Here is a 4,793-nt window from a genome sequence, read left to right on the forward strand (position 1 = left end):
GGCGTGGGGGAGTCGGGTGTTGCACCAGACCCGGGTACGCACGGACTGGCGGTCCTCCTCGGAGAGGGTGGTCTCGCCGAAGTCGATGGCGAGCACGTGACCGAGGGAGCGGCGCAGCGCCATGGCCAGGGCGGCGGCCTCGTCGGCGCTGGTCAGCGTGGTCGGCAGGTGGATGACCCAGTGCGGCTCGTTCACCGGTGCCACCGGCCGTTCGAGGCCACCTGGGTGTGCCGGCAGTTGGCGTGCCGTGACTGCCACTGCCGCAACGCCTGGCGAATCCGCTCACCCTCGGTGTGGGCGATGCGCAGGTCGCGGGTGAGCCGTTCCAGCTCGTCGGCGAGCCGGTCGAGGTAGGCGTACACCTGCTCGGGGTCGAGGCCGCGCCACCGGCGGTAATCGAAGGTGGCGGCGCGGACGTGCTGCGGGAGCAGGCGTTGCATGGCTCGGTAGATCACGCTGTCTCGCTCTCGGTGTCCGTCGGGGTGCGGTGGGGTCCGGCTGGGCTTGCGGCACCGGGGCGGGCGGGGTCGTCCGGCACGACCCCGCGTGGCGTACCGGCCGGAGCCCGGCACCCGCCCCGGGCCCGTCTGCTGCGCGGGTCGTCCGCTCAGGTGGTCGCGGATTCCGCACCGGACAACCCGCCGGTGTACGCCGCCAGCGCGGCGACGGCCGTCGTCAGGCTCTCGGCCATCAGGTCGAGCTGCCCGGCGGCCTGCTGCCACTGCTCGGTCACCGCATCGTCGAGCAGGCCGGGCCGGTCCGCGTCGAGGAGCTGCTGCCCGGCGGTGGTGATCCGGGCCGGGAACCGCCCGATCCGGGTGGCCGCCGCGCCCAACCGGTCCCGCACGGTGTCCAGCGCCGCCACCAGTCCACCGATGGTGACCGGTTCCTCGTTGCCGGCGTCGGCACGCAGCCGGCCGACTCCGTCTCTGAGCTGCTGTTCCGCGTCGCCGGCCAGGTCGAGGGCGTCCTCGCCGCTGCGCCGGGCCTGCCGGATGGCCGGGTGCGCGCAGCCGGCGCTCATCCGTTCCAGCAGCACCGTGGCGGCGGCGACCGCGAGGTACGTCTCGCGCAGCTCACCGGTGACCTGCTCGGCCGCCCAGATCGCGCTGGCGGCGGGCACGTCCGAGTCCGTCATGGTGGGGATCTCCTTGTCGTGGGTGGGGATGCCGGGGCAGCACGACAGCCGGCCCGGAGGGGGTTCCGGGTCGTGGACACGTGCTGCCCCAGCGCTGTTCCGGGTGAGCCCCGGAGGGTGAGTCGCCCTTGTTTGCCGACGAGGGCCGCCTCGGCTTCAACATATGATGCCTAGTATCTCAAGTGCAAGCCTGGAACACCAAGAACTTGATGTCACAAGCGAGGGGTGGTCAGATGGTGGTGCCGACGAGGGAGCACTGCCATGTCCGTTACGCCGCACTACGTCCGTATCGCTAGCGAGATCCGAGACCGGATCCGTTCCGGCGACTTGAAGCCTGGTGACAAGCTGCCGTCGATCTCCGAACTCTGCGCCCACTACGACGTCTCCACTCAGGTCATCCGCTCGGCAATGTTGACGTTGCGCGCCGAGGGCCTGGTTGAGGGCCACCAGGGTCTCGGGGTCTTCGTGCGTGATCGTTCTGACGACCCAAAGTGATCATGCGGTCGTCAGTAGGGTTCGGGTAGTGCCGAGGGCTGCGATCTGCGTCGATTCCCGATAGTGTCCATCCGGTCACCTGCGTGTGGTCGGGCAGGTGGGATGGTTCGGAGAGTGTTATGTCCCAGGTCCAGCTTCGCAGCGCTGCGCTGCGCCAAATGATGGTGTCGATGACTGGCGTTCTGGCTCTCAGCTCTGATGGCGGGCGACTATGAGCGTCGGTGAAGTCAAAGCGACCCTGGGCGCTGCCGTTGAGGCCATGCGGCAGGGCCGTAGAGTTCTCGACCAGGCTGTCTCTCAGGCCGAGTCCGCCACCGGAGAAGCAGCCGGCGTGCTGCGAGGCGGCCAGCATGAAGAGGTGACGCGCATTCATCAGGCGCTCGCCTCCGCTGCGGCCGAGGTGGCACCCATTCGTCGCCGGTTCGACGCTGCTGCTGAGAAGATCGGCGACTACCTTTCCCGACTCGGATGACCGGCGTCGGCGAAGCCGTCGCGCAACTCCTTGCCATCAGGGAAAGGCTGGACGAGGCAGCCGTGACCGCCCTGCGGGCACAGGCGGAAGCCGAACAGGCGTTCGCGCACGTGGCAGAGGTTCGGGGTGGTAGCAGCGACCAACCACTTAAGGCCGCTGTGGCTGACATCGAAGTAGCCCGGGACAAGGCGGGCCGTTACGCCCGCCTACTGGCGGACGCCGCCCGGCATATCAGCGCTTACGTGAATGTCCTCGCTCCTGGTGCCGCGCCGTCCGAGGTCCCGGCAGAGAATGCGGCTCCCTCTGGCGAGCGCCTGGTCACCGAGGCGGAAGCCCGTGGACGCCGGGCCGACATCGCCTGGCGCAGGCAGGTCCAGAAGGCCGACGACACTGAGGACAGCCTCAAGAATGCCGAGACCAGTGCGAAGGAGGTGTTCAAGTTCCTCAAGCAGCAGCACCGCGATCAGGGCGGCACTGCCACGGGAACGACACCTCAGCAGCATGCTCCCGCTCAGGAGCGCCCTCAGGTCGACAACCCTGTGACGGCGGCCGTCATGGCGGCGGGTGCGCTGGCGGTGGTCGCTAAGGCGGTGTGGAACCATGGCAGGGACCGACGAGCCAGGAAACGGGACGATGATGATCAATCCTGATCTGCTGGACTACGTCCGGACGATGATTCGGGGTGACTATGCCGCGAACGACGTCGTTGAGGCCCGGCTGGACGCCGATGGCTGGGACGGCTTCCCCCGGTTCCTGGCGGCCCTTTTCTTCGTGGCCGTTGATCGTCGCTTCGGCACCGCAGCAGGGCCGCCGGAGGTCATCAAGTTCGTCGGTGATCTGCGTGCTGGTCTCGGTGAGGACAGCCCTGACATTCAACCCGACGCCGCCGAACGGCTGATCCTGTCGATTATCGACCCGTCGGTCGACTACTCGATCAGTCAAGACATGATCGGCCGGATCCAGGCCGCCACCATCCAGAAGATCCTCACGGAAGAGGATTTCAGTGACGCGGAGTTGGACGCGCTGCTTGCCGAGGCGGCAGAACTCGCCCAGCGAGCGTGAACGCATACCCGCGTGTTGCCGCCACTTGACACTGCGGGGCTGGACCCGCCGCTGACCCCCCTGCCCCGCCGAAACGCGGGCTGAGGCTCACGTGACTAGCGATCTGGCTGGCCGGGCGTACGCCCGTTTCATCGGTCGTGGGGGCGGAGGAGTTGCCGGCTCTCGGGCTCTGGCCGCCTCATCCTTCACAGCGTCTTGACCGCGTGTGACGTGTGGACGGCGCGCAGGGCACGCTCGACCGTCTCCTGGTTCTCGCCGACCGGTGCCACGTAGTCGAGGACATCGCGGGCGGCGTTCTCACCGAGCATTCGGGTGATCACCCAGGTGGCGAGGTACTGTGACGCCAGACAGCCGCCCGCGGTGGCGATGTTCCCCTCGGCGTGAAACGGCGTGCCCAGCACGGTGACGCCGTAGGCCTCCACATAGGGCCGGCTCTTCAGGTCCGTGCAGGCGGGCATGCCCGTCAGCAACCCGAGCCGGGCGAGCACCAGCGCGCCGGAGCACTGCGCACCGATCAGCTGCCGCGCAGGGTCGAGCGGCAGCCTGGAGATCAGCCGGTCGTCGGCTACCACGTCTCGCGTCTTCACCCCGCTACCGATCAGCACGACGTCGGCTTCGGTCACGAACTCCACAGGACGCTGCCCGGTCACCTCGACGCCGTTCATCGACGTGACCACCGGCGTCGGCGTCGTGATGAAGGCCGCCAGGCCGTCCTTTCGGCACCGATTGATCAGCGCGGAGGCTATGAAGCTGTCGAGCTCGTTGAACCCGTCGAAGGTGACCACGGCGACCTGCATCACAGCTCCTTCCGGCAGAGCATCGCAGATCCGACTTTGCCCGGCTGGCGGTTCCGAGCCGAGAGCCAATCGCCGGCCGGTGGCATGCCTGCCCGATGCCGGCACCTGGCACTGCCGGGTCGTACGCGCTGCTCACGCCCCTGTCCGCCGTTGCTGTCCCCTCGGCGTTGCGGGTCGCCACCAACCCGCCGAAGGCGACACGGTGCGTCATCCCTGTATGACCCATAGTCGCAGTTGCGGATCATCTACGGGGGACCGTCCAGAGTGGTGGTTTTGCCGGAAGTAAAGTGAGGTGTCAGTCCCACCAGAAAGGACATACGGAATGCTGCGTCGAATCGCATCCCTCACCGCCGCGACACTGCTCGCCGTGGTCACCTCGGTCACGGTTGCCGCGTCGCCGGCCATGGCCGGCGAGAACGCGATGGCCTGGACGTACGCCAACTCAATCGCCCGGGGACAGGCCGTCTGGTATCACGACGGCGACAGCCTCAAGGTCTGCGACATGGACGCCGACGGCCGGGGCATCCGGGGTGCCCTGTACTCGTACAACTCCTCGGGCGGGTTCTGGGAGCTTGAGTTCACGGTCACCGACTCGAACGCCTCGGACGGCTGCAAGTACGGCTCGGAGAACGTGCCGGACGGGCGGAAGGTCGAAGTCCTGGTTTACCAGTACTGGGGCAACGAGACGTGCTGCGCCGCGTCCTCGGTCGGCGTGGCCTGAGTCGAACCGGTGGCGGCCCGCCCGGCTTCCCGGCCGGCGGGCCGCCTGACGGCGGTCTGTTTGCTCAGAGCGGGTTGTCCGTGGGCGGGGTGGCCTGCGTCGTGGGGG

Annotated in this window: 9 protein-coding genes; 5 read left to right on the forward strand and 4 right to left on the reverse strand. The window is 68.2% G+C overall.

The annotated features are described in order from the left end of the window. The 3 genes from E1182_RS29200 to E1182_RS29210 form a co-directional block, all read right to left on the reverse strand. Positions 1–204 (reverse strand): hypothetical protein (locus tag E1182_RS29200; RefSeq protein ID WP_132270943.1); only part of this gene is annotated, 204 nt, incomplete at its 3' end. Continuing rightward, positions 192–440 carry a DivIVA domain-containing protein gene (locus E1182_RS29205; RefSeq protein WP_243706489.1) on the reverse strand — a complete coding sequence of 83 codons (249 nt, stop codon included), beginning with the start codon at positions 438–440 and terminating at the stop codon, positions 192–194. The genes E1182_RS29205 and E1182_RS29200, both read right to left, overlap by 13 nt. A gap of 167 nt (positions 441–607) precedes the next feature. After that, positions 608–1,138, reverse strand: a complete 531-nt coding sequence (locus tag E1182_RS29210) for a hypothetical protein (protein ID WP_132270945.1) — start codon at positions 1,136–1,138, stop codon at positions 608–610. 261 nt (positions 1,139–1,399) lie between these two features. On the opposite strand from E1182_RS29210, the gene E1182_RS29215 reads away from it, so the two are divergent. The 4 genes from E1182_RS29215 to E1182_RS29230 all read left to right on the forward strand — a co-directional run bounded on the left by E1182_RS29215 (position 1,400) and on the right by E1182_RS29230 (position 3,167). Further along, positions 1,400–1,633, forward strand: a complete 234-nt coding sequence (locus tag E1182_RS29215) for a winged helix-turn-helix domain-containing protein (protein ID WP_132270946.1) — start codon at positions 1,400–1,402, stop codon at positions 1,631–1,633. A gap of 211 nt (positions 1,634–1,844) precedes the next feature. Further along, on the forward strand, positions 1,845–2,105 hold the full coding sequence (locus tag E1182_RS29220) for a hypothetical protein (RefSeq protein WP_132270947.1): 261 nt from the start codon (positions 1,845–1,847) through the stop codon (positions 2,103–2,105). Further along, positions 2,102–2,755, forward strand: coding sequence for a hypothetical protein (locus tag E1182_RS29225; RefSeq protein ID WP_132270948.1), 654 nt, complete (start codon positions 2,102–2,104; stop codon positions 2,753–2,755). The genes E1182_RS29220 and E1182_RS29225 overlap by 4 nt, the downstream gene beginning before the upstream one ends. Further along, positions 2,739–3,167: a hypothetical protein gene (locus E1182_RS29230; RefSeq protein ID WP_243706488.1), complete on the forward strand. Its 429-nt coding sequence runs from the start codon at positions 2,739–2,741 to the stop codon at positions 3,165–3,167. The genes E1182_RS29225 and E1182_RS29230 overlap by 17 nt, the downstream gene beginning before the upstream one ends. Positions 3,168–3,352: 185 nt before the next feature. On the opposite strand, the gene E1182_RS29235 is transcribed toward E1182_RS29230, so the two are convergent. Further along, positions 3,353–3,964: a DJ-1/PfpI family protein gene (locus tag E1182_RS29235; protein WP_132270949.1), complete on the reverse strand. Its 612-nt coding sequence runs from the start codon at positions 3,962–3,964 to the stop codon at positions 3,353–3,355. Positions 3,965–4,286: 322 nt separating this feature from the next. Here E1182_RS29235 and E1182_RS29240 point away from each other — a divergent pair, with 322 nt between their 5' ends. Then, positions 4,287–4,685 (forward strand): hypothetical protein, encoded by a 399-nt coding sequence (locus E1182_RS29240; protein WP_132270950.1) that lies wholly within the window; start codon positions 4,287–4,289, stop codon positions 4,683–4,685. Positions 4,686–4,793: the final 108 nt, after the last annotated feature.

It is taken from the genome of Micromonospora sp. KC721, assembly GCF_004348355.1.
Lineage (GTDB): Bacteria > Actinomycetota > Actinomycetes > Mycobacteriales > Micromonosporaceae > Micromonospora.

What these genes read in the sequence shown, in the direction of transcription:
- E1182_RS29205 (WP_243706489.1), bottom strand. Translation starts at nt 440, where the DNA reads ATGCAACGCCTGCTCCCGCAGCACGTCCGCGCCGCCACCTTCGATTAC.
- E1182_RS29210 (WP_132270945.1), bottom strand. Translation starts at nt 1,138, where the DNA reads ATGACGGACTCGGACGTGCCCGCCGCCAGCGCGATCTGGGCGGCCGAG.
- E1182_RS29215 (WP_132270946.1), top strand. Translation starts at nt 1,400, where the DNA reads ATGTCCGTTACGCCGCACTACGTCCGTATCGCTAGCGAGATCCGAGAC.
- E1182_RS29220 (WP_132270947.1), top strand. Translation starts at nt 1,845, where the DNA reads ATGAGCGTCGGTGAAGTCAAAGCGACCCTGGGCGCTGCCGTTGAGGCC.
- E1182_RS29225 (WP_132270948.1), top strand. Translation starts at nt 2,102, where the DNA reads ATGACCGGCGTCGGCGAAGCCGTCGCGCAACTCCTTGCCATCAGGGAA.
- E1182_RS29230 (WP_243706488.1), top strand. Translation starts at nt 2,739, where the DNA reads ATGATGATCAATCCTGATCTGCTGGACTACGTCCGGACGATGATTCGG.
- E1182_RS29235 (WP_132270949.1), bottom strand. Translation starts at nt 3,964, where the DNA reads ATGCAGGTCGCCGTGGTCACCTTCGACGGGTTCAACGAGCTCGACAGC.
- E1182_RS29240 (WP_132270950.1), top strand. Translation starts at nt 4,287, where the DNA reads ATGCTGCGTCGAATCGCATCCCTCACCGCCGCGACACTGCTCGCCGTG.